Raw genomic sequence first — 22,777 nt, 5'->3', positions numbered from 1 at the left:
CTTTCTAATGGTAAAAATTAGGCTTTTTGTAGCTGTTTTTTCAACTTAGTGAGTTTGTCTTTCATACGCTGGCGTTTGAGCGGAGAAAGATAATCCGCAAAGACAATGCCATTTAAGTGATCAATTTCGTGTTGGATACAAATCGCCAATAAGCCATCAGCATTAAGTAAAAAATCTTTACCATTTTTGTCCAAGGCACGCACAGTCAGCTTTTCTTTACGCGGTACAAAACCATTCATTCCGGGCAAAGACAAACAGCCTTCTTCAATGCCCGTTTCGCCAGAACTTTCGATAATTTCAGGGTTAATTAGCACAATTTGATTTTCTTTCGTACCTTCAATGTCGATCACAATCAAACGGCGATGCACATCAACTTGGGTTGCCGCCAAGCCAATACCCTGCTCGTGATACATTGTTTCAAACATATTATCAATCAAAGTGTGTAATTCTTCATCAAATTTTTCCACCGGCTGCGCCACCGTTTTAAGACGCTCATCGGGGTAAATCAACACATCAAGTAATGCCATAAATTCATTATTCCTTTGCTAAAAAAGTCGGCATAGTTTAACGATTTTCAGGAAAAACGCCAAGAAAAATGACCGCACTTTGCTTTTTAGGCTTTCATTCCGTAAAGATAAAGTTATACTAAAACCATCGCCGATCTTCAAAAAGGTGGAATAAATGGATACATCTCTCATTCCGAATATTGAGCTTTTTATTGCGACACTTTTCCCTTTTAATCAGCTCCCTTCTTCTTTGGTACAACGCATAGCAAGTCAGATTATGATTCGTTATATCCCTAAAGGGGAAGCGGTAATTGACGAACAAAATGCGGTAGATTTTCTTTACATTATTCGTATTGGTGAAGTTGAGCAAATTCATCAAGACGGTGAACTGCGGGCTAAGTTAGAACAAGGGGATATTTTCGGTTTCAGTATTTTTTCACCACACGAAAAAGAAAAATATTGTGCTTATGCTTTAGAAAATAGTTTGATTTATCAAATCCCCTATCCTTGCTTGAGCAAAATATTGCAAGAATATCCCGAATATGCTGCTTACTTTTCTCCCCGCACTAGCACAAGATTAACCAGTATTGCGCGCAGTGCAAATCTCAAGAATGATGATAATATTTTTATGAAAAAAGCTATTGAAGTAGCTAACCCTAAAGTCGCTCTTGTTGATGTAAGCAGCACCATTCAACAAACGGCGCAAGAAATGCAAAAGCAGCGCCGTTCTTCCGCTTTAGTGCTGGAAAATGGAAAATTAATCGGGATCGTCAATGATCGAGATATGACTAAAAAAGTGGTCGCTATGGGATTAGATATTCATCAATCTATTCGCCAAATTATGACTCCAAATCCTCCAACGATTGCGCCTTCCGACTTAATTCTTGATGCGGTGTCTTTGATGATGCAACACAATATTCGCAGTTTACCTATTGTCATCGATCGGCAAATTTTAGGGATTTTAACCGCAACCGATTTGGTGAGATATAACAGCATTCAATCAATTTTTATCATCAATCGCATTTTTCAAGCTAATACGTTACCGTTATTGATTGAAGCAGCGCAGCAACAAAAAACCTTATTTATCGCGCTTATGCAAAATGGTACACCTTATAACACCATTATGAAAGTGATGACCTTAATAGCAGATGCCTTTAACCGAAAATTATTGATGATGGCGGAGCATCAATTTGGCGAACCACCTTGTGCTTATGCGTGGGTGGTATCTGGCTCGCAGGCTCGTTATGAAATGCACTTATTATCAGATCAGGATAATTTCATTATTACCGAACGATCGCTAAATGAAAGGGAACAAGCCTATTTTGCTCAACTTGCCGAGTTTGTTAATCAAGGCTTAGATTTGTGCGGTTATGCTTATTGCTCGGGAAACTTTATGGCATCAAACCCTAAATGGTGCATTTCATTAACGCAATGGAAAGAAAATTTTAATCAATGGGTTCGTACGCCTGAATTAGAGAGTCTATTAAATACCAGCGTGTTAATGGATATGCGTGCACTTTATGGTGAAACGAATTTAGTTGAACAATTACAAGATCACATTACAGAATTAGTAAAGAATAATAAACGTTTTTTATCATTTTTAGTCGCAAATTCAACGAAAATCACCCCACCTTTGAGCATTTTCCGTAATTTTGTTCCCATTAAAGAAGGGGAAAATAAAAATAAACTCAATTTAAAAAAACGTGCTATTAGTTTACTGGTTGATCTTGGGCGTATCTACGCCTTGGCAGCGGGCATTTCCAACGCACTTTCTACGGAGCAACGTTTTATTCGCTGCCAAGAATTAGCATTGATTGACAAAACCACGCTAGATAATGCGCTAGGTGCTTACGAATGCGTGTGTGATATTCGCTTTAAATATCAACGAATTTCTCTGCAAAATCAGCAGCCGATCAGCAATCATATTGACCCCAGTGAGCTCACCACCTTTGAACGGCAGCATTTAAAAGATGTATTCCGTTTAATTGCACAATTCCAAGAAGCCGCCCAGCTTCGCTTTTCACAAAGAGGAATAATGCGATGAAAGGATTTTCTCAATTTTTTCAGCGTTTTCACCCACTCAGCAAATTGCAACACGCACGGCAACAATATTTAATGCACAAAGATTGCCCTGCTATTTTACAGCCTTTACTCCAATTTCCTTGCCCTAATATTGAAGATGAACTTGAAAAACTCACTTACCTTGTGATCGATTTTGAAACTACTGGGCTTAATTCAATGATCGACAATATTTTAAGTATTGCCGCTCTACCAATTGATCACCTCCGCTTAGATCTCTCCCAAGCTTGGCATTTATTTATTGATGAACCTCAAGTCAATCCTGAAACGGTCGTGGTTAATCATATTTTGCCACAAATGCTCAATGGTGCCGAACAACTCGATGAGGCGATGCACAAACTTTTTAGCCTAATGGCTGGACGAATTGTCATTGCCCACGGAGCCAATATTGAAAAGCGTTTTATTCAGCATTATCTTGCCACACGCTATCAGATCACGCATTTTCCCCTCATTTGGCTAGACACATTAAAAATTGAGCGTTCTTTTATGTCGCCACAAACAAATGTCAGCCCCAATTATCAGCTCGCAACTATTCGCAAAAATTATAGCTTGCCTGATTACATCAACCATAACGCCTTAATTGACGCCATCGCCACAGGAGAACTATTTTTAGCGCAGATCCATAAACTTTTCGGTTCGCAAACAAAATATTTTGGCGAAGTCTATAAACGTTCTCTATAAAAAAAGCGGCTAGATTTGCCGCTTTAGATGAGATATTGATTAATCTCTAAAATTATTAAACTGGAATGGCTGCCCTAATTCCGCATTTTTCACCAGTTGGATCACCGCTTGCAAGTCATCACGGGATTTCCCTGTTACGCGCACTTGATCCCCTTGAATTTGAGTTTGCACTTTGAGCTTGGATTCTTTGATTAACTTGGTCAGTTTTTTCGCTATATCCGTTTCGATACCTTGTTTCAGCTTAATTTCTTTGCTGAAGGTTTTACCGCTGTGTTCATATTCTGTTGGAATATCCAATGACGCAGAATCAATGCCACGCTTAATACACGCATTACGCAAAATATCCACCAGCTGTTCCACTTGGAAATCGGACTCGCTCGACACTTTAATGGTTTCGTTTTTTCGTTTAATTCGATAGAAGAAGGCACGTTGCGGAAATCCCAACGGTTGGCTAAATCACGATTGGCATTTTCCACGGCGTTACGCACTTCGTGCGCGTCTAATTCAGAAACAATATCAAATGAAGGCATAATTACTCCTCGTTTTTCATTATTCGGTCATTCGCACCTAAAATACATAATAGTGCGGTTAAGTCGGCAAAGTTTACCACAATTTGCGCCTGTTGTTGCACTTTCGGCTTGGCGTGGAATGCCACACCGAGATTGGCGACTTTCATCATTGGCAAATCATTAGCGCCATCACCAATGGCAACGGTGTTTTCCATTGGAATATGATATTGTTCGCTCAATTGACACAAGGTATCCGCTTTATATTGTGCGTCCACCACCGCACCTTGTACTTCGCCAGTCAAAATGCCGTCCACAATCTCGAATTGATTGGAAACCGCCGCATCAAGCCCTAATTCTGCTTTTAAATAATCCGCAAAATAAGTAAACCCACCTGACGCAATGGCAGTTCGCCAACCGTATTTCTGCAAGCCTTGAATGGTTTCCACTAAACCTGAAGTCAGCGGCAATTTTTCTCGCACTTGTTGTAAAATGTTTTCTGGTGCGCCTTTTAGGGTTGCCACACGGCGGCGCAGGCTTTGCTCAAAATCTAACTCTCCGCGCATTGCTTGCTCGGTGATTTCAGACACCAATTCACCTGTGCCAGCCAATTTCGCAATTTCATCAATACATTCAATTTGAATAGCTGTAGAATCCATATCCATCACCAACAAGCCTTTTTTCTGCAAACGAGCGGAAAAATTGAGCCGCGCAATATCCACTTCTAGCTGATGGGCATATTCTTGCCATTGCGCTTGCCAATTGCCTTGCAACAGCACCGCAAGGTTGTGCGCTTCAATCCAATAATCAAAAAGCGTGAAATTTTCACCGCACTTTTGCTGAAATAGCTGCAATTTGGCCAAATCTAAGCTTTCGCCATAAAGCAAAAAATAATCCTGTCCTGCGGCAAGGGGTTGCGTCTGCTGCACTGGACAAGGCAGATTTGGATACTGTTGTTGTAATTGGTTGAGATTTTGTGTTTGCATAGAAAATCCTGTAAATTATCGGCATTTTTACGATTTATTGTGCCGTGAACGCATAAATAGACTAAAATAACGCCTTATTCTAGCCTATTTTGCGAAATCTTGGGGAAAATAACGTGCAACTCATCAAAGAAAAAGCACTGAAAATCACGATGATTGTTATCATAATCTTATTTTGCCTTGGCATAATGGGCGTGATTTTATTCGGTGTGCAACAATTTAAACTGGGATCACAATTAGCCAGCGTCAACCAAGTAACAAATCTTTCTCATTTATTGGTGCGTCAGCAAGCCAATTTATTTTCAATGTTATTGATTAATAATGCAAAATCAGAACAGTTGACAGAAAACTTAGATAATTTTGTGAAAGAGGATTTTATCCTTGATGCTTCAATTTATTCTAATCGGGGTGAGCTGTTAGCACAGAGCTCCAATGCTTCATTATTACGTCTGCAATTAGGGCTTGATCAGCCCGTGGCAAAAGAAATCATCAATCAACAAATTGTTGAACCGATTTATTCTTCTGACGGCGTGGAAGGTTTTTTGCGCGTAACCTTTAATAATAAGTATGGACAAACCACGCAAAGTAAAATCAATCTGATTTTTAACCGTCTTTACGGTGAGATCATTATCGTGTTTCTTACAGGAATATTATTTGCCAGCTCCATTCATTATTTTTTAAGCCGTTATCGCCGAGTGAAACGCAAACAACTTGAGCTTTCCCAGCCTGCTAAAAAGAAACAACCTCAAACAGCCAGTCGTTTAACCTATCACAGCAGACGCAGACGATTTAAAAATAAATCATAAAAAAACCGCACTTTTAAAGTGCGGTTTTATTTTTCTGAATTTTTTAATCTGAAATTACGCTAATTTTTTGATTTGAGCAGATAATTTAGATTTGTGGTTCGCTGCTTTGTTTTTGTGGATTAAGCCTTTAGATGCCATACGATCCACAACTTTTTGCATTTCTACGAAAGCGGCTTCAGCCACAGCTTTTTCACCTGCTGCTACAGCGGCGTAAACTTTTTTAATGTAAGTACGCATCATAGAGCGTTGGCTTGCATTGTGTTGGCGGCGTTTTTCTGATTGAACCGCGCGTTTTTTAGCTGACTTGATATTAGCCAAGGTCAAACTCCTAAAAATTTCTGTTAGTTTATGAGATAAATAAAGGCGTAAACTATGCCTTTCCGTTCCATAATTGTCAATAAACAATTAGCAAAATTTAGCTTGATTACTCGGTGAGACACAACCGAAAGTCTGCATCGTTCGCTGAAAATGCGGCTTTCAATGTAGCCCACCCAAACGATGTGAGCGAATTTTATCAGTTTTTTTGCCTAGAATATAGCTTAAAAACAAAATTTCTATACAATTAAGCCAAATTTTTCTTGATGAGAAAGCTATTTTGAGTAAACGATTATTAAAATCTGGCATTATTGTCAGTGCAATGACTTTATTATCGCGCGTACTTGGATTGGTGCGTGATGTGATTATCGCACAAATCATCGGCGCGGGATTAAGTGCTGATGTGTTCTTGTTTGCCAACCGTATTCCTAATTTTTTACGCCGTTTATTTGCTGAAGGCGCATTTTCTCAAGCCTTTGTACCCGTTTTGGCAGAATACCAAAAAGCCGGCGATCTCAACAAAACCCAGCAATTTATCAGCAAAGTTTCGGGGACATTAGGCGGATTAGTCACTATCGTTACCGCCTTTGCGATGATTTTCTCCCCTGTGGTTGCCGCCATTTTCGGTACGGGCTGGTTTATTGATTGGCTCAATGATGGGGTAAACGGCGTGAAGTTTGAACAAGCCTCATTGCTACTCAAAATCACCTTTCCTTATTTATGGTTTATCACCTTTGTTGCCTTATCTGGGGCGATTTTAAACACTTTGGGCAAGTTCGGCGTAATGGCGTTTTCCCCTGTGTTGCTCAATGTGGCGATGATTTGCACCGCACTTTTTCTCGCACCGCACACCCCTAGCCCCGATCTTGCTCTTGCTATCGGGATCTTTATCGGCGGGTTGCTACAATTTTTATTTCAACTGCCGTTCTTAAAAAAAGCGGGGCTTTTAGTGAAACCGCGATGGGCGTGGAATGATGAAGGAGTGAAGAAAATTCGTACGCTGATGATCCCAGCTCTATTCGGCGTTTCCGTGAGCCAAATCAATTTATTATTGGATACCTTTATCGCCAGTTTCTTAATGACGGGATCGATTAGCTGGCTGTATTATTCCGATCGCTTGCTCGAATTTCCTCTTGGGCTTTTTGGTATCGCCATTTCCACTGTGATCTTGCCAACCCTCGCCCGCCACCACGTTAATCGTTCGGATAATGCCGAACAAAGTACGGTGGATTTTCGCAACACAATGGATTGGGGCGTGCGAATGATTTTATTACTCGGCGTACCAGCGATGATCGGCATTGGTGTGTTGGCACAGCCGATGTTGTTGGTGCTATTTATGCGTGGTGAATTTTTATTTTCTGATGTGCAAGCGGCCTCTTATTCCTTGTGGGCATTTAATATGGGCTTGCTCAGTTTTATGCTGATCAAAATTCTTGCCAACGGCTATTACGCACGCCAAGACACCAAAACCCCGGTGAAAATCGGCATTATCGCTATGGTGAGCAATATGGCATTTAACCTGCTTGCCATTCCGTTTAGCTATGTGGGGCTTGCCATTGCTTCGGCGATGTCTGCCACTTTAAACGCCTATTTGCTCTACCGCGGGCTAGCGCAGGCCAATGTCTATCACTTTAGCAAACAAAGTGCGGTGTTTTTTGCCAAAGTTTTCACCGCAGGGCTAGCAATGGGGGCTGTGGTTTGGCACTATTGCCCAAGTTTAATCCAGTGGCAACAAATGGCGTTTATTCAGCGCATTCACTGGCTCGTGTGGCTGATTGCCGTTGCGGCAGTAATTTATGGGGGTGCACTGTTACTTTTAGGCATTCGCAAACGCCATTTAGTCCATTCATAAACGCATTATAAAAATAATGAAAAATTTCACCGCACTTTAATGTGGGAATATTTGCGCAGCGCGTTGCGGAAACGTAAACTAGGGCAAGATTATTGGGGAACATTATGAAATTATTACAACAGAAAAAACGCCATTTACTCAGCGCACTAAGTTTGCTGGCGGGTTGTGTTTTAACCAGTTTAAATGTTTACGCTGAGCATACCGTAGATCTCAAAGTGATTGGGGTAAAAGGGGTAAAAGCCATTGAAAACGTGGATATTTACACCAAGATGATCGATCCTGAAGAAGCGGACGGCTCAGATCGCTATCAATATATTGTGAGTGAAGCCATCAAAAAAGCCTTGCGTGTTTACGGCTATTACAACATTAAAATTGATTTCCGCCTGCAACCTGCTAAAGGGGGCAAACGCCCTGTACTCATCGCTGATGTCAATGCTGGCAAACCTGTTTTGCTCACAGGAATGGATATTCAAATTCTGGGCCAAGCAAAAGACGATGAAGCCTTCAAAGCGTTAGATAAAAAACTGCCTAAACTTGGCGAATTGCTTTATCACTCCAAATACGAAGATTACAAAAGCGATCTGCAATCCCTTGCTCTGGCACGTGGTTATTTTGATGCGGATTTTGATGTTTCCCAATTATTAGTGCGCCCTTCCACTTATCAAGGCTGGTGGAAAATCACCTTTGATAGTGGCGAACGCTATCGCTTCGGCAAATTCACCTTTCAACGCTCGCAAATTCGTGAAGATTATTTGCGTAATATGATGGAAATTGAAGAAGGGCAACCTTATCTCATCAATGATCTTTCCAGTTTTACCAACGATTACACCTCCACCAACTGGTTTAGCTCGGTGTTAGTGCAGCCTAACCTTGATGAAGAAAATAAAGTCGTTAATGTTGATGTGCTACTCACGCCGCGTAAAAAAAATGCCATGGATGTGGGGATAGGTTATTCCACCGATGTCGGCCCGCGCTTTCAATGGGGCTGGACAAAACCTTGGATCAACAGCCGTGGGCATAGTTTCCGTTTTAATCTTTACGCCTCTGCGCCAAAACAAACGGTGGAAGCGGTGTATAAAATGCCACTGCTGAAAAATCCGCTGCGTTATTATTATGAATTTTCCACTGGTTACGAACGGGAAAAAACTAACGACACAGAAACCTCATCAGGCACCTTTGCGGCATTGCGTTATTGGAATCGCGTATCAGGCTGGCAGCACGCCCTTGGGTTGCGTGTGCGTTATGATTCTTTCACCCAAGCCAATCATTCTGATCGCACTTGGTTAGTTTACCCCACGGCGTCTATTAGCCGTACCCGCTTAAGAGGCGGTTTATTCCCAACTTGGGGCGATGCACAACGTTTAACCGTGGATTTTGGGCATAAAATCTGGCTTTCTGATGCGAACTTCTTCAAAGTACAAGCGTCCAGTGCGTGGATTCGCACCTTTGCCGATAATCACCGTTTCTTAGTGCGTGGTGAAATCGGCTGGTTACAGACCAAAAATTTAGAGAGAATTCCGCCCGCACTTCGTTTCTTTGCTGGGGGCGATCGTAGCGTGCGCGGTTACGGCTATAAAAAAATCTCACCAAAAAATGCCGAGGGCAAATTGGTGGGCGCAACCCGTCTTGCCACGGGAACATTGGAATATCAATACCAAGTTTATGAAAACTGGTGGCTCGCCACCTTTGCCGACACAGGGCTCGCGGCGAACAGTTTCAATTTAGAAGAACTGCGCTATGGTGCGGGAATGGGTGTGCGCTGGGCATCACCTATCGGCGCGGTAAAACTGGATATCGCCACCCCAATTCGTGATAAAGACAACAGCAAAAACGTGCAGTTTTACATTGGTTTAGGTTCGGAATTATAGGCAACAAAAATGACAAAAGAAGCGCAATCCACCCCAAATACTGAAAAGCAAAATATGGCAAACCAAAGCACTGAAAAGCAAGGTACAGAAAATCAGGCGGAACACTCCCCTGCCGTGAAGAAAAAACGTCCGTTATGGAAAAAACTGCTGTGTATAAGTGCGGTGATTTTTTTGCCGATTTTTGCCTTGCTCGCCACCCTTGCCACCAATCAAGGGCAGCGTGGTTTGATTCAGCTGGTGGATAAGCTAATGGATAGCCTTTCTATTGAGCAGGTGGAAGGCGGCTTGCAAAATGGGCTAACCTTGCATAATGTCAAATTTCAGTCAGAGGGCGTGGATACCCAAATTCAGCAAGCCCATTTGCAACTGGATTTGTCTTGCTTGCTGAAAGCCAAAGTTTGCCTGCAAGATCTCAGCATTCAACAACCACAAATTCATATTGACACGACAAAGCTGCCGCCGTCCGAAGAAAAGGACAAAGATCCTAGCCCAATGAAGAAAATTCATCTGCCTGTGGCGGTGCAAGCAGATAATGTGCAAGTGCAGGATTTAGCTTTAACTATCGATCAAACGCAGATCAATTTAGCCCATTTTTCCACCGCACTTAGCCTAAACAATGAAAGCGGTTTTACCCTTGCGCCAACGCAGATTAATGATTTGTTAGTACAAACTTACAGCTCTCCAGAAGAAGAAAAAACCGCACAAAAAACGGAAAGCAAAGCCACTCAACCAACAGAGCAAGCCATTGATTGGCAACAGTTAGAACAAAAACTTACCCCAGCCCTGCTCGGCAATTTAAATAAAATCGAGCTGCCTTTTGATCTCCATATCACCGATATTCAAGGCAAAAATTGGCAATATCAACAGCATTTCGACAGCGCAAATAAGGGGCAAGATAATGCACAAAATAAGGCAGCGAAAAGTGAAACAACACCTGCCCCTACACAGCAAATTGAAGTGTCCTCTTTGCAAATCAACGCTGATGCCACAGGCAATCAAGTTCAGCTGCATAACCTGAATATCGCCAGTTCAGTGGGAACGCTGGCAGGGCAAGGCACAATGCAGCTGGACGAAGATTTCCCTCTTGATTTTCAGCTTAACAGCCAACTGAAAGGCTATGCGCCCTTGAATATCCCACAGGGCGATCTCAGCCTACAACTTTCAGGCAAACTGCGTGGGCAAACCCAACTTCATTTGCAAAGCAAAGGGGATATTAATGCAGAGCTGGTGGGTAATGTGGCGCTTAACCAAGAAAAAACGCCCTTTGATCTCAAGCTCACCAGTAAAAGCTTGCAATATCCTTTTGATAAAAAAGAAAAAGATCCGCTGAAAGTACAAAATTTAACGCTCAATCTGACTGGCGATTTGCTGGCTTACCAAGCACAACTGAATGCCGATGTTTCTGGAATGAGTACGCCAAAAACGCAAATTACCAGTCAAATTAACGGCAAACTTTGGCAGGCCAACATTGCACAATTTGCGCTTAGCACCTTACAAGGCAAGGCGAATTTAAGCGGTGAAGTAAACTGGCAAAAAGGCGTGCAATGGCAAAGTGCGGTGGATTTTTCACAATTAAATATCACTCAATATTTGCCTGCAATGCCTGCGGTGCTGTCTGGTCATTTCAGCTCGCAAGGGCAAGTTGATGGGCAAAATTGGACAATTAACGTCCCCGATTTAGACATTAACGGCACACTTTCTCGTCAGCCTTTAAGCCTAAAAGGTCAGCTCAGCGCAGACAACAACAAATGGCTGCAAGTGCCAAATCTGTTGCTTAATTACGGTGAAAACCGCATTGCAATGCAAGGGGAAATCAGCCAACAATCCGATTTATCCCTTGATATTCACGCGCCAAACTTGCGTGGATTGCTGCCTGAACTTTCCGCCACCCTGTTTGGCTATGCAAAATTGAAAGGGGACATTCGCGAGCCAAATTTAAACGTGGATTTAACGGGGAACAACATTCGCTTCCAACAATTACAGCTGAATAAATTCGCTGTTAAAGGGGATATTCGTTCGCAGCAAGTGATTAGCGGTGATTTAAACGCCAATGTAACGGGCTTGAAATATGCCGATGTGGCAATTAACCAAGCCACCCTTGCGTTAGCGGGTGATGAAAAAAATCACCAGTTACAACTGCAATCACAGGGCAAACCTGTGGCGGCTAATTTAAAAATTGCAGGAAATTTCGACCGCACTTCGCAAATCTGGAAAGGGCAAATTAGCGGTGTGGATATTCAATCCCCAGTTGGAAAATGGCAAACCAATCAAGGCGTTGCAGTAACTTATAATCAAAACAAAATCGAAGCCGCGATTTCCGCACATTGTTGGTTAAACAGCGATATTGAGCTATGTTTCCCCAAAAATTTCACCGCAGGGAAAAACGGCGAAGTGCCATTCCAAGTGCGTAAATTGGATTTAGCCTTAATCAACAAATTATTGGATAAAGAACAGAGCCAAACGCAAATCAAAGGGCTATTACAAAGTCAGGGAACGGTGGCGTGGTTTAGCGATAAGCCGCTGAAACTCAATGTGCAAGTGGCTGGTAATCATTTATCGGTGGCGCAGAAAATTGATTATCGCACCTTCAACCTTGCTATTCCGAAAGTGGACATTAAAGCCCAAATGGAAAACAACAATCTGAATTTGGATTCCGCCATTGATTTAGTGGAAAATGGCCGAATTACCACCGCACTTAAACTGCAAGATTTGGCAAAATCTCGCACCTTAGGGGGAAACATTAGCATTCAGCGCTTAAATCTCAATTTAGCCAAACAACTGCTTTCAAGTGGTGAAAAAATCAATGGCGAAATTGCTGCCAATCTTACCTTAGGTGGCAATCTCAATGCACCGCTTATTCACGGTAATTTTGATGTCAATCGCTTAAGCGCCACAATGAAATCCCTGCCGTTCACCATTAAAGACGGCAATTTATCTATGCGTTTTGCCGGCAATCGTTCCACCTTGCAAGGCTATGTGCAAAGCCCTGAAAGCCGTTTAGATATTACTGGCGAAGCGGATTGGAAAGATGTGGAACACTGGAACACGCGTGTGCAAGCCAAAGCAGATCGCTTTAATGTGAATATTCCGTCAATGGCGAAATTAAAAATTAGCCCAAATGTGGAACTCACAGCCAATCCAAAACTGCTTGATATTTCTGGTACGGTAGATATTCCTTGGGCAAGAATTGCCATTGAAGAATTGCCAGACAGTGCCGTTGCCGTAAGCGGTGATGAAGTGATTTTAGACGGCCCAGACAAAACCAAAGTGGGGGTAAAAAACGGTGAAATTAAAGCGCGTACGAAAAGCGGTATGGAAATTCGTTCCGATCTGAAAATTAATATTGGTGATGATGTTACTCTCAACGCTTACGGCTTAAACACCAGCTTAAACGGCTTGCTTTCAGTCAAACAAGACAAAGGCAAACTGGGTTTATTTGGGCAAATTTACTTGAAAAATGGGCGCTATGCCGCTTATGGACAAGACTTGCTAATTCGCAAAGGGCAAATCAGTTTTTCTGGCTTGCCATCTCAACCAATGCTGAATATTGAAGCCATTCGCAACCCAACGGCAATGGAAAACAGCAATATTACCGCTGGGGTGAAAGTGATCGGCATTGCCACTGCCCCACAAGTTACGGTGTTCTCCGATCCTGCTAGCTCGCAAGATGAAGCCCTTTCCTACTTGCTAACAGGGCGTTCACTGGAAAATAGCGGTGAAGCAGGCTCAGGCGGTTCAATCGGGGCGGCACTGCTTGGAATGGGCTTAGCGAAAAGCGGTAAATTAGTCGGCGGTATTGGCGAAGCCTTTGGTGTGCAAGATCTCAGCCTAGGCACGCAAGGGGTGGGAGACAGTTCCAAAGTTACGGTGAGCGGCAACATTACACCACGCTTGCAGCTCAAATACGGCGTAGGCTTATTTGACGGCTTAGCCGAATTTACGGTACGCTACAAATTGTTACCACAACTTTATTTACAATCGGTTTCGGGCGTAAATCAGGCCTTTGACCTACTTTATCACTTTGATTTTTAGGGCAATTTTATGAATAACGAAAACCTTCTAGCCAAAGCCTCTGATTATTTACATCAGCGTGGCGAAGCGCGTGAAATCGCCGCCATTGATTTGGGCTCAAACAGCTTTCATATGATCATCGCCCGCATTATCAATGGCTCAATCCAAGTGCTTTCACGCCTAAAACAGAAAGTGCAACTGGCTGAAGGCTTAGATGAGAACAACCAGCTAAGCCAAGAAGCCATTCAGCGCGGAGTAAATTGTTTAGCGCTGTTTGCGGAACGGCTACAAGGATTTCCTGCCGAAAATGTCAATGTGGTCGGAACATTTACCCTACGAACCGCGGTAAACAATGAAGCATTTTTACGCCAAGCGGAACAGGTTTTCCCTTACCCGATTAACATTATCAGCGGGCAAATGGAAGCCAAAACCATTTACGCCGGCGTTTCTCACACTCAGCCTGAAACAGGACGAAAATTTGTGGTGGACATTGGTGGCGGCTCAACAGAAATGATCATCGGTGATGATTTTCATCCGCTCATTGCAGAAAGCCGTCATATGGGCTGCGTGAGCTTCGCCAAAAAATTCTTCCCGCAAGGTGAAATTTCTGCCGAAAATTTTCAGCGCGCCAAACAAAGTGCGGTGAATAAAATTGAAGATTTAGCCTTTGAATACCGTAAATTAGGCTGGCAATCGGTGCTGGGTTCATCAGGCACGATCAAAACCGTCTATCAAGTGATTGCGGCAAATCTTGATCCTAATGGCATTATCACCGCAGCCCGTTTAACGCAACTCAGTGAAAAAGTGCTACAAGTCAGCCATTTTGACGATCTGCATTTGGAGGGTTTAAACGAAGATCGCGCCGATGTTTTCGTGCCGGGGCTGGCTATTCTCAGCGCGGTATTTGAGGTGTTCGGCATTGAACAAATGCGTTATTCAGACGGCGCATTGCGTGAAGGCGTGATGTACAGCCTAGAAAAAAACTTCCAAGTGAGCAATATCCGCCAACGCACCGCCCTTGCCCTGGCCGAACAATTTAACCTTGATATGGCGCAATCTGAGCGAGTCTATCAAAGCGCTCAACGCCTTGCCGCACAATACAGCGCTTGGCAAAACAGCCAACTACAAGATGAAATGATGGACATTCTCCTTTGGGCAGCACGGCTGCACGAAGTGGGCATCGTGATCAATCATAAAGGCTTGCAAAAGCACTCCGCCTACATTCTGCAAAATATGGAATTGCCGGGCTTTGATAAAGAGCAACAACGCCTGCTCACCACCTTGGTACGTTACCAAATCAACAATATTAAACAGACTGATTTTGCGAAATTTTCTCGTTATACCGAGCAAGATATTCTCGCCCTTGTGCGTTTGCTGCGCTTAGCCATTTTGCTGAATAAATCGCGCCAAGCCACCGTATGGAGTGAAAAAATTTCATTAAAAATCGACCGCACTTTAGCGCAATGGACAATCCAATTTGAGCCAAGTTATTTAGCGCATAACCCCTTAGTGCGCAATGATCTCATCGCAGAAAACAAATTATTAAAAGAATTAGATTTAGGGCTAACCTTTTCATAAATAAGGAAAAATAATGACAAGGATTAATGTTGTCCCGCCACAAGAACTTTGTGATCAACACCTGCTCGCCGAACATCGCGAACTCACTCGCATTCCCAACGCGGTTGCCAAAGGAAAATACAATCTTGCTGGGCAACCTGCGGATTACAAATTAGGCGAAGGACACGTCCGATTCTTTTTCAACAAACTGCAATTTCTCAAAAACCGTTACGATCTTCTCCACCAAGAATGTAAAGCGCGCGGCTTTAACGTGCAATATTTCTGGCCAGAAGATTTACCGCAAGATCCTAGCCTATGGCAAGATTACCAGCCCACAGAAAACGCCTTAACACTCAACCGCGAACGCATTCAATTAAGAATGCCTAAAGTGGCAAGATTTACGCTGGCAAAAAATGTGGAATGCTAATGTAGAATACCAAGGAAATAAAAAACGTATTTGAGCAAACCCCAAATACGTTTTTTCTTTATATAAGGGATATAAGGAAATTACTTCTGCCCCAATTTCAATTCCGCGTTTTCAGGTAAGTGAATATTCATTTGTGGGAATGGGATTTCGATGCCAGCTTGGTCAAAGGCGAGTTTGACTTTTTCCGTGACATCAAAATGCACTGCCCAATAATCCGCGGTGTTTACCCAAGGGCGAACCACCAGCTGTACGCTGTTTGCGGCAAGTGCGCCCACTGCAATGGTGGGTTCTGGGTCTTTCAATACGCGTGGATCTTGCGCCAAGATGTCGGCTACAATGGCTTTCGCTTGTTCAATGTTAGATTTGTAGGCGATATCGAAAATAAAGTCGATTCGGCGTGTGGCGTTGCTGGAATAGTTGGTAATGCTGTCGCCAAACACTTTGCCGTTTGGGATTAAGATGGTTTTGTTATCACCAGTGCGTAATTCCAAAAATAATATCCCGATTTTCTCTACTTTTCCCACTATTCCGCTAGATTCAATTACATCATCTTTACGGAAAGGTTTAAAAATCAAAATCATCACCCCCCCAGCAAAATTTTGTAATGAATTTTGTAATGCCAAGCCGATCGCTAAACCCGCCGCACCGATTAGGGCGACCAGTGAAGAAGTATTAATGCCAAGTTGGGACAGCGAGGCAATAATCACCATTAAGAGAAATAAAAAATAGCTGATCGAGGAAACGAAACTTTGTAGCATTTCATCTTTGCTGGAATGCAACACGGCTTTGCCAAGCAGGCGACTAAGCAAGCGCGCAATACTTTTACCAATCACATAAATGGCAATCGCAAGCAGAATTTTTGTGCCATAAGGGATCACATAATCATTCAAGAGCGTGTTCATATCCGTTGAATGAACTTTCTCAATCAACGCTGAAGTTTGCGCTTGAATATCCACTGTATTTTCAGCGGTTTGAACATTTTCAGTTGTCATAAACTTTCCTTTAGATCATTAAAAATAAAAAACTGCGACAAAATGCACCGCACTTTATCGCAGGGCATCATTGCTTATTATTTATGCACATTGCATAACGGCATCGCTACTTAGTCAAAAAGATTGGCAAGATGTTCCGTTCACCTTCACTTTTGGCTAAAAAATCATCATAACCAGCAATGATAGTAACCACGTTATTTTTTCTCGAGTTTTTCTGGGCGTTTCCAACCTTGGATATTACGTTGTGGAACCCGTGAGATCACCAGTTCGTTTTCGGCAATATCCTTAGTAACTGTTGTGCCTGCGCCGATGGTTGCGCCTTGTGCAATGGTAACAGGGGCAACAAGCTGGCTGTCTGAGCCAACAAACACGTCATCGCCAATAATAGTTTTAAATTTGTTCGCACCGTCATAATTACAGGTGATCACCCCGGCACCAATATTACAATTTGCACCAATTTCGCTATCGCCTACATAGCTTAGGTGGTTCACTTTCGAGCCTTTACCAATTTGCGATTTTTTCACTTCGACAAAGTTGCCAATATGAGTTTGTGCGGCAAGTTCTGTACCGGGGCGAAGGCGGGCAAAAGGCCCAATTTTCGCTTCTTCGCCAATCACGGCATCTTCAAATACAGAATAAGGTTTGATTTCTACATCATCGCCAATCACGCAGTTTTTGATCACGCAACCTGCGCCAATTTTGACGCGATTACCCAATTTGACGGCGCCTTCGATAATTACATTCACGTCAATTTCCACATCTTTACCGTGGGTGATTTCACCACGCAAATCAAAACGGTTTGGATCACGCAAACTTACGCCCGCTAGCAATAATTTTTCCGCTTGTTTACGTTGATAATAACGCTCAAGCTCAGCCAGTTGTAAGCGGTTATTTGCGCCTTCAACCTCCATTAAATCTTGCGCTTGCACAGCAGCCACTTTGCAGCCGTCTTGGTTGGCGAATTTAATCACATCGGTCATATAATATTCGCCTTGCGCATTGTTGTTATCCAATTTTGCTAGCCATTTTCTAAAACTTGCACCACTGGAAACCATTACGCCTGTATTTACTTCTTGAATGGCTAATTGTTCTGGCGTGGCATCTTTTTGCTCTACAATGGCAACCACATTGCCGTCTTGACGAATAATCCGTCCGTAGCCTGTTGGATCCTCCAAATGTGCAGTCAATAAGGCAATACCGTTTTCTGGTTTGGCATCAATCAGTTTTTGCAAGGTTTGCGCGGTGATAAGCGGTGCATCGCCATACAGCATTACGATATTTTCATCATCAGCGAAAAATGGTGCAGCCTGTTGCATTGCGTGTCCTGTGCCAAGTTGCACAGGTTGTAGCACCCAGTTTACATTTTCATCGGCAAGGTGTTGTTGTAATAATTCTGCGCCGTGGCCATAAATTAAATGAATATTATCGGCATTGAGCTGTTTGGCTGTATCAATAACGTGCTTCACCATTGGCTTGCCTGCAACTTTATGCAACACTTTTGGCAAGTCGGAATACATTCTTGTGCCTTTGCCCGCGGCCAAAATCACTACGCTTAAATTTTTCATAAAAATCCTTGTTCTGTCGGTTTAAGATAAAAATCTGTCCTATTTTATAATAGAATATCGCCAATTCAAATTTTCTATGGAAATGTTTATGCAACCCCATTATTACCTTGGCGTGATGTCTGGCACGAGCCTTGACGGCGTGGATCTCGCGCTAATGGATTTTTCCACTCAGCCTGCGCAAGTGGTCGCCACAGATTTTGTGCCAATGCCACAAAATTTGCGTCAAAATCTCACCGCACTTTGCCAGCAAGGGCAAGGCACGTTACAGCAAATTGGTGAGCTGGATCATCAACTTGGCGTACTTTATGCAGAAAGTATCAACCGATTTTTGGCGAAACATTCTCTTCGCGCAGAACAAATTCAGGCGGTAGGCTGCCACGGACAAACCATTTGGCACGCACCGCAAGGGCAATTCCCTTTCACTTGGCAATTAGGCGATGCCAATATTATCGCTGCTCGTACAGGCATTACTACCGTGGCTGATTTTCGCCGTAAAGATATGGCTTATGGCGGACAGGGCGCACCACTCGTGCCTGCTTTCCACCACAATGTGTTTGCTGATCCTACGCGAAACACCGTGGTGCTGAATATTGGTGGGATTAGCAATATTTCTGTGCTGCTCCCAAACCAACCTGTGCTAGGTTACGACACAGGAGTGGGCAATGCGTTGCTAGATAGTTGGATCGCCAAACATCAGGGGAAAAGCTATGATAAAAATGGCGAATGGGCAGCGTCTGGGCAAAGCAATCCTGCATTATTGCAAGATTTGTTGGCAGATCCTTATTTTTCCTTGCCTGCGCCGAAAAGCACGGGGCGAGAGTTATTCAACTTGGCTTGGCTAGAAAAAATTCTGCAAAAACACACCGCACTTCTCCCCCAAGATGTGCAAGCAACGCTGGCGGAATTTACCGCACAATGCAGCGCGCAAGATCTGCAACATTTAAGCCAACACAACACGCTTCCTTGTTTATTATTAGTCTGCGGCGGCGGCGCGAAAAACCCTGTTATTATGGCTCACTTGCAACATTTATTACCCCATTGGCAAATCGCCACCACCACAGATTATGGCTTAGACGCAGATTATTTAGAAGCCGCTGCCTTTGCGTGGCTAGCTTACCGTCGAATGGAACATTTACCCTCCAACGAACCGAGCGTTACCGGCGCAACAAAAGCGGTGAGTTTAGGGGTGATTTATCCTAAGGATTGTTAAATAATAAATAGGGCTAGAACCTAGAAGTAACTGTAACACATTATTTTATAAAGAATAATTTTCGTAGGGGCGAACCTATGTGTTCGCCCGAAATGGACAGAATTAATCGTAGGAAAAACTGGCAAAATTTCACCGCACTTTTATTTTTAATAGAATAAATCGCGATTTTAAATAGGCGGACACATCGGTCCGCCCCTACGAGATAATACGCCATTACAGTGTAGGGTGGGCTTTAGCCCACCATTTAATGTGATTTTCCCATTGGTGGGCTAAAGCCCACCCTACGCAAATCCTCTCAAAAAACCAAAGAGACAAAAAATGAAAAACAACCCATTACTCAATCAACTTTCGCAACTTAGCACGGAACAGCGTAATCCGAACTCAATGAATTTGGACGAGCTTTTGGCGTTGGAAATCGTGCAATTAATGAATGCGGAAGACAAAAACGTGCCATTGGCTATTGAAAAATGCTTGCCACAAATTGCCGCAGCGGTGGAAAAAATCGTGCAGGCGTTTCAGCAAGGGGGGCGTTTGGTGTATCTCGGGGCTGGCACAAGTGGGCGCTTGGGCGTGCTTGATGCGTCAGAATGTCCGCCTACATTTGGCGTTTCCAATGAAATGGTAAAAGGCATTATCGCAGGGGGCGAACGTGCTTTGCGTCACCCTATTGAAGGGGCGGAAGATAATCCACAAAGTGCGGTAGAAAATTTGCAAGAAATTGATTTTAATGAGAAAGATATTTTGGTTGGCATTGCTGCCAGCGGGCGCACGCCTTATGTGCTAGGCGGCTTGGATTATGCGAAATCCTTAGGCGCGACCACGGTAGCCATTGCTAGCAACGCCAATTCACCGATGGCGCAGGCGGCGGAAATTGCCATCATCACAGCGGTAGGCGCGGAAGTGCTAACTGGCTCAAGCCGCTTAAAATCTGGCACGGCGCAAAAACTGGTGCTGAATATGCTCACCACTGCCAGTATGGTGCTAATAGGGAAATGCTACCAAAATTTAATGGTGGACGTGCAAGCCAGCAATCAAAAATTAGTGGCGCGCGCTGTGCGTATCGTAATGCAGGCGACAGATTGCACCGCTGAACAAGCAGAACAGACCCTTAACGCCGCGCACAACAATGCAAAAGTGGCCATCTTAATGTTACTGGCGGATTTGGATTATCCAAGTGCGGTGCAATTATTGCGTGAAAATCAAGGGCGCTTGCAAGGGGCGTTAAAATCAAATTAGAGCAAAGGGCGCAAGCGCTGCAACACCGCTTCGGCAGAAATCTGTGCCATTGTAGGCGCTTGTAAGTGATATTGATTTTTGCCGTAAGTGCCGATTAAATCTGGGTTGGTTGCGCCATAAAGGGTGATGTTCGGTTTATCCAAGGCGGCGGTGAGATGCGCCAACCCAGTATCCACGGAAACCACCGCTTGGGCATTGGCGATATGCTGGGCTAAGGCGGTGAGATCCATTTTCGGCAGAACAACGGCATTTTTAATGCCTTGTGCGATCCATTCTGCTGCCTGTTTTTCTTTCTCATTTCCCCAAGGCAAATGCACGGCAAGCCCAAGTGCGGTGAGATTTTGCACTAATTTTTTCCATTCTTGATTACACCAATGTTTATCCGCGCGCGTGGTGGCGTGAATCAACAACACATAAGGCGGCAGGCTTTGTTGCACGGGAAAATGCTGTGCAATGCCATAATCCCCTTGTTGGTTCGGAAGCGCATAACCCAAGGCTTGTGCAAATAACTGGCGAATGCGTTCTACGGCGTGTTGCTGATAATCAATGGCATAGCGCTCATCATAAAATAAGGCTGCCAAAGGCTCGCGTGCAGAATGTTTATCATAGCCGTGTTTTACCCCTTGCGCTAGACGCACGGCGAACAATGAACTTTTCACTAAGCCTTGCGCATCAATCACCGCATCATATTGATTTTGTTGTAATAATTGACGATAGGTTTGCCATTCTTGCCAAGTTTTGCGTTGTAAAAGCTGTTTGCGCCAGCGGCGAATGGCAACGGGGATAACTTGTTTCACTGCCGAATGCCAAGTAGGAATTTCCGCGAAATTTTCTTCCACCACCCAATCCACTTGTAAATTAGGCAAAGCTTTTTGCGCATCGGTCAATGCAGGCAAGGTGTGGATCACATCGCCCATTGAAGAAGTTTTTACTAAGCAAATTCGCATCGTTCTGCCTTATTTATGCCTGATTAAAGTGCGGTAAAATTTCGCTTAATTTTTCCATTACCATCGCAGGCGTGATGTCGATAAGGCTTTGATGATAGCCTTCGGCGCTATCTTTGCCTTGACGAATTTTTTCTAATCCGCCTTTTTGCAAGCGAATAATTACCGCTTGATGGGATAATGGTGGCGTGTATTGTGGGCTAGTTGGGCCATAAAGTGCCACAAGTGGACGCTGGACTGCCGCCGCAACGTGCATTAATCCGCTATCGTTGGTAACCACGCCTTGGCAATCTGCGATTAAATCTACCGCTTGATTAAGGCTGGTTTGCCCCGCTAAATTTAAGCAGTACGGCTGTAAATTTTCTGGCAGACTGGCACGAATTTCATCGCCCACTTGTTCATCTTTTGCTGAACCAAACAGACGAATGCTGTAACCTTTTTCAATTAGCATTTGAGCAAGCGCAGCATAATGATAATGCGGCCAGCACTTGGCAGGGCCAAACTCCGCGCCCGGACAAAAACCAATCGCAGGGCGATTTTCTGCCTGTGCAAGTTGTGCGTGGAAATGGCTTTTGGTTTGCTCGATTTGTTGGCTGCTCACCTGTAAATAAGGGTAAGGAAAGGTCATTTGTGCTGCCGTTGGCACGGCGTTTTTTTCATAAGCCAATGCCACATAGCGCTGCACCATCATTGGGTAATCATTTTTATTGGCGCGTAAATCATTCAAAAAGAAATAACGGCTTTCCCCTTTCCAACCACGGCGGCGGGCAATTTTGGCAAACACAGGAATAAACGCAGATTTGAGCGAGTTTGGCAATACAATCGCCATATCATATTGATTTCTTAAACTTTTCCCAATTTCATAACGCTGTTTCAAACCAAAGGTGCCGTGTCCGATGGGCATTGTGAGCGCGCGTCTGACTTCTGGCATTCTTTCCAACAAGGGTTTACACCAATTGGGCGCAAGCACATCAATTTGGCAATCAGGATATTGCTGTTTTAAGCATTGATATAAACTGTGCGACATCATCATATCGCCAACCCAAGATGGGCCAATTATTAAGATGTTCATTCTGCGGTTCTCATTAATGTGTGAATTATATCAATTGTCGGGGGAACGCTATGTTCGCTCACTCAAAAATCGCCAATTTCCCATCGCACTTATATTTAGCTAAAAAGAAAAGTGCGGTGAAAATTTTGCTAATTTTTATGACTAATCCTGTTTATTTTGGGCGAACA

General features: G+C 43.6%; 17 protein-coding genes and 1 pseudogene. 10 read left to right on the top strand and 8 right to left on the bottom strand.

What is annotated here, in order from left to right; genetic code table 11:
• Positions 1-17: 17 nt before the first annotated feature.
• Positions 18-527: a peptide deformylase gene (gene def, locus C3007_RS05530; protein ID WP_103853500.1), complete on the bottom strand. Its 510-nt coding sequence runs from the start codon at positions 525-527 to the stop codon at positions 18-20.
• A 154-nt stretch (positions 528-681) separates the two neighbouring features.
• Between def and C3007_RS05525 the strand changes: the two genes are divergently transcribed.
• Together C3007_RS05525 and C3007_RS05520 are read left to right on the top strand one after the other, a co-directional pair.
• On the top strand, positions 682-2,550 hold the full coding sequence (locus tag C3007_RS05525) for a DUF294 nucleotidyltransferase-like domain-containing protein (RefSeq protein WP_103853499.1): 1,869 nt from the start codon (positions 682-684) through the stop codon (positions 2,548-2,550).
• The gene (locus C3007_RS05520) at positions 2,547-3,266 is read left to right on the top strand and encodes an exonuclease domain-containing protein (RefSeq protein ID WP_103853498.1); all 720 of its coding nucleotides are present in this window, start codon (positions 2,547-2,549) and stop codon (positions 3,264-3,266) included. The genes C3007_RS05525 and C3007_RS05520 overlap by 4 nt, the downstream gene beginning before the upstream one ends.
• Positions 3,267-3,305: 39 nt before the next feature.
• Here C3007_RS05520 and C3007_RS05515 read toward each other — a convergent pair.
• Both C3007_RS05515 and serB read right to left on the bottom strand, forming a co-directional pair.
• Positions 3,306-3,796 (bottom strand): annotated as a pseudogene (locus tag C3007_RS05515) (YajQ family cyclic di-GMP-binding protein).
• 2 nt (positions 3,797-3,798) lie between these two features.
• Complete coding sequence (gene serB / locus C3007_RS05510; protein WP_103853497.1) at positions 3,799-4,758, bottom strand: phosphoserine phosphatase; 960 nt, start codon at positions 4,756-4,758, stop codon at positions 3,799-3,801.
• Between the two features lie 113 nt (positions 4,759-4,871).
• Here serB and C3007_RS05505 point away from each other — a divergent pair, with 113 nt between their 5' ends.
• Positions 4,872-5,561, top strand: a complete 690-nt coding sequence (locus C3007_RS05505) for a YtjB family periplasmic protein (protein ID WP_103853496.1) — start codon at positions 4,872-4,874, stop codon at positions 5,559-5,561.
• A 54-nt stretch (positions 5,562-5,615) separates the two neighbouring features.
• On the opposite strand, the gene rpsT is transcribed toward C3007_RS05505, so the two are convergent.
• On the bottom strand, positions 5,616-5,879 hold the full coding sequence (gene rpsT / locus C3007_RS05500; RefSeq protein ID WP_017805402.1) for a 30S ribosomal protein S20: 264 nt from the start codon (positions 5,877-5,879) through the stop codon (positions 5,616-5,618).
• A gap of 277 nt (positions 5,880-6,156) precedes the next feature.
• Here rpsT and murJ point away from each other — a divergent pair, with 277 nt between their 5' ends.
• The 5 genes from murJ (at position 6,157) to C3007_RS05470 (ending at position 15,591) form a co-directional block, all read left to right on the top strand.
• Positions 6,157-7,728: a murein biosynthesis integral membrane protein MurJ gene (gene murJ / locus C3007_RS05490; RefSeq protein ID WP_103853495.1), complete on the top strand. Its 1,572-nt coding sequence runs from the start codon at positions 6,157-6,159 to the stop codon at positions 7,726-7,728.
• 104 nt (positions 7,729-7,832) lie between these two features.
• On the top strand, positions 7,833-9,596 hold the full coding sequence (gene tamA, locus C3007_RS05485) for an autotransporter assembly complex protein TamA (protein WP_103853494.1): 1,764 nt from the start codon (positions 7,833-7,835) through the stop codon (positions 9,594-9,596).
• Positions 9,597-9,650: 54 nt separating this feature from the next.
• Positions 9,651-13,628 carry an autotransporter assembly complex protein TamB gene (gene tamB, locus C3007_RS05480; RefSeq protein WP_103853511.1) on the top strand — a complete coding sequence of 1,326 codons (3,978 nt, stop codon included), beginning with the start codon at positions 9,651-9,653 and terminating at the stop codon, positions 13,626-13,628.
• Between the two features lie 9 nt (positions 13,629-13,637).
• Positions 13,638-15,185: an exopolyphosphatase gene (gene ppx, locus C3007_RS05475; RefSeq protein WP_103853493.1), complete on the top strand. Its 1,548-nt coding sequence runs from the start codon at positions 13,638-13,640 to the stop codon at positions 15,183-15,185.
• Positions 15,186-15,198: 13 nt separating this feature from the next.
• Positions 15,199-15,591 carry a pyrimidine dimer DNA glycosylase/endonuclease V gene (locus tag C3007_RS05470; RefSeq protein ID WP_103853492.1) on the top strand — a complete coding sequence of 131 codons (393 nt, stop codon included), beginning with the start codon at positions 15,199-15,201 and terminating at the stop codon, positions 15,589-15,591.
• 80 nt (positions 15,592-15,671) lie between these two features.
• Here the strand turns inward: C3007_RS05470 and C3007_RS05465 are convergent, their stop codons facing one another.
• Together C3007_RS05465 and glmU are read right to left on the bottom strand one after the other, a co-directional pair.
• A complete protein-coding gene (locus C3007_RS05465) occupies positions 15,672-16,583 on the bottom strand; it encodes a mechanosensitive ion channel family protein (RefSeq protein ID WP_103853491.1) in 912 nt (303 codons plus the stop codon).
• 194 nt (positions 16,584-16,777) lie between these two features.
• Positions 16,778-18,148 (bottom strand): bifunctional UDP-N-acetylglucosamine diphosphorylase/glucosamine-1-phosphate N-acetyltransferase GlmU, encoded by a 1,371-nt coding sequence (gene glmU, locus C3007_RS05460; RefSeq protein ID WP_103853490.1) that lies wholly within the window; start codon positions 18,146-18,148, stop codon positions 16,778-16,780.
• A 76-nt stretch (positions 18,149-18,224) separates the two neighbouring features.
• Here glmU and C3007_RS05455 point away from each other — a divergent pair, with 76 nt between their 5' ends.
• Positions 18,225-19,358, top strand: coding sequence for an anhydro-N-acetylmuramic acid kinase (locus C3007_RS05455; protein WP_103853489.1), 1,134 nt, complete (start codon positions 18,225-18,227; stop codon positions 19,356-19,358).
• Positions 19,359-19,676: 318 nt separating this feature from the next.
• Positions 19,677-20,594, top strand: coding sequence for an N-acetylmuramic acid 6-phosphate etherase (gene murQ, locus C3007_RS05450; RefSeq protein WP_103853488.1), 918 nt, complete (start codon positions 19,677-19,679; stop codon positions 20,592-20,594).
• On the opposite strand, the gene rfaC is transcribed toward murQ, so the two are convergent.
• A complete protein-coding gene (rfaC, locus tag C3007_RS05445; RefSeq protein WP_103853487.1) occupies positions 20,591-21,541 on the bottom strand; it encodes a lipopolysaccharide heptosyltransferase RfaC in 951 nt (316 codons plus the stop codon). The two genes, murQ and rfaC, sit on opposite strands and share 4 nt — an antisense overlap.
• A gap of 13 nt (positions 21,542-21,554) precedes the next feature.
• The gene (gene waaF, locus C3007_RS05440) at positions 21,555-22,610 is read right to left on the bottom strand and encodes a lipopolysaccharide heptosyltransferase II (RefSeq protein WP_103853486.1); all 1,056 of its coding nucleotides are present in this window, start codon (positions 22,608-22,610) and stop codon (positions 21,555-21,557) included.
• Positions 22,611-22,777: the final 167 nt, after the last annotated feature.

The organism is Avibacterium gallinarum, assembly GCF_002921135.1.
Classification (GTDB): domain Bacteria; phylum Pseudomonadota; class Gammaproteobacteria; order Enterobacterales; family Pasteurellaceae; genus Avibacterium; species Avibacterium gallinarum.
This window is presented reverse-complemented; position numbering and strand designations above follow the sequence as displayed.

Coding starts and splice junctions, on each gene's coding strand:
- def (WP_103853500.1), bottom strand. CDS start 527: ATGGCATTACTTGATGTGTTGATTTACCCCGATGAGCGTCTTAAAACG.
- C3007_RS05525 (WP_103853499.1), top strand. CDS start 682: ATGGATACATCTCTCATTCCGAATATTGAGCTTTTTATTGCGACACTT.
- C3007_RS05520 (WP_103853498.1), top strand. CDS start 2,547: ATGAAAGGATTTTCTCAATTTTTTCAGCGTTTTCACCCACTCAGCAAA.
- serB (WP_103853497.1), bottom strand. CDS start 4,758: ATGCAAACACAAAATCTCAACCAATTACAACAACAGTATCCAAATCTG.
- tamA (WP_103853494.1), top strand. CDS start 7,833: ATGAAATTATTACAACAGAAAAAACGCCATTTACTCAGCGCACTAAGT.
- tamB (WP_103853511.1), top strand. CDS start 9,651: ATGGCAAACCAAAGCACTGAAAAGCAAGGTACAGAAAATCAGGCGGAA.
- ppx (WP_103853493.1), top strand. CDS start 13,638: ATGAATAACGAAAACCTTCTAGCCAAAGCCTCTGATTATTTACATCAG.
- C3007_RS05470 (WP_103853492.1), top strand. CDS start 15,199: ATGACAAGGATTAATGTTGTCCCGCCACAAGAACTTTGTGATCAACAC.
- C3007_RS05465 (WP_103853491.1), bottom strand. CDS start 16,583: ATGACAACTGAAAATGTTCAAACCGCTGAAAATACAGTGGATATTCAA.
- glmU (WP_103853490.1), bottom strand. CDS start 18,148: ATGAAAAATTTAAGCGTAGTGATTTTGGCCGCGGGCAAAGGCACAAGA.
- C3007_RS05455 (WP_103853489.1), top strand. CDS start 18,225: ATGGAAATGTTTATGCAACCCCATTATTACCTTGGCGTGATGTCTGGC.
- murQ (WP_103853488.1), top strand. CDS start 19,677: ATGAAAAACAACCCATTACTCAATCAACTTTCGCAACTTAGCACGGAA.
- rfaC (WP_103853487.1), bottom strand. CDS start 21,541: ATGCGAATTTGCTTAGTAAAAACTTCTTCAATGGGCGATGTGATCCAC.
- waaF (WP_103853486.1), bottom strand. CDS start 22,610: ATGAACATCTTAATAATTGGCCCATCTTGGGTTGGCGATATGATGATG.